This is a genomic window from Nocardioides sp. P5_C9_2 (assembly GCF_054049555.1).
In genome coordinates this window covers 1-1176 of sequence record NZ_JBFUMD010000731.1, presented here as the reverse complement: position 1 = coordinate 1176, position 1176 = coordinate 1, and the positions used below count along the sequence as shown (strand labels likewise).

The following is a 1176-nucleotide window of genomic DNA, read 5'->3' as shown; positions in this document are numbered from 1 at the left end:
TCACCAAGGAGAAGTCGGGCTCGATGCCGGTGGTGTCGCAGTCCATCATGAAGCCGATGGTGCCGGTCGGCGCGAGCACCGAGGCCTGCGCGTTGCGGAAGCCGTTCTTCTCGCCGGTGGCGATCACGTCGGCCCACGCCTGGGTGGCGAGCTTGAGCACGCGGCCGTCCTCGGTGTGCAGGACGCGCACCTGGTCGTTGGCCGCCTGGTGCTTGCGCATGACCCGCTTGTGGRCCTCCGCGTTGCGCTGGTAGCCGGCGTACGGGCCGACGATGCCGGCCAGCTCGGCCGAGCGCTTGTAGGACTGGCCGGTCATCAGCGACGTGATGGCGGCGGCCATCGAGCGGCCACCCTCGGAGTCGTAGCCGAGGCCCATCGCCATCAGCAGGGCGCCGAGGTTGGCGTAGCCGATGCCGAGCTGGCGGTAGTCGCGGGTGGTGTCGCCGATCGACTCGGTCGGGAAGTCCGCGAAGCAGATCGAGATGTCCATCGCGGTGATGATGAACTCGACGGCCTTGGCGAAGAGCGCGGCGTCGAAGGTGTCGTCGTCCTTGAGGAACTTGAGCAGGTTGAGCGACGCCAGGTTGCACGAGGAGTTGTCGAGCGACATGTACTCCGAGCACGGGTTGGACGCGGTGATCCGGCCGGTCTCGGGGTTGGTGTGCCAGTCGTTGATCGTGTCGTCGTACTGCAGGCCCGGGTCGGCGCACTCCCACGCGGCGACGCTGATCTTGCGGAACAGGTCGCGGGCGTCGACGGTCTCGATGACCTCGCCGGTGCCGCGGGCACGCAGGCCGAACTCGGTGCCCTCCTCGACGGCGCGCATGAACTCGTCGCTGACGCGGACGGAGTTGTTGGCGTTCTGGTACTGCACGGAGGTGATGTCGGCGCCGCCGAGGTCCATGTCGAAGCCGGCGTCGCGCAGGGCGCGGATCTTGTCCTCCTCGCGCGCCTTGGTCATCACGAACTCCTCGATGTCCGGGTGGTCGACGTCGAGGACGACCATCTTGGCCGCACGACGCGTGGCGCCGCCCGACTTGATGGTGCCCGCGGAGGCGTCGGCGCCGCGCATGAAGGAGACCGGACCGGACGCCGTACCACCGGAGGAGAGCAGCTCCTTGGAGGAGCGGATGCGGGAGAGGTTGAGGCCGGCGCCGGAGCCGCCCTTGAAGATGA

Annotated in this window: 1 protein-coding gene; it reads right to left on the bottom strand. The window is 68.3% G+C overall.

What is annotated here, in order from left to right; genetic code table 11:
- A partial coding sequence (locus tag ACXJKL_RS21365) for an adenosylcobalamin-dependent ribonucleoside-diphosphate reductase (RefSeq protein ID WP_457208997.1) occupies positions 1-1176 on the bottom strand: 1176 nt, incomplete at both ends.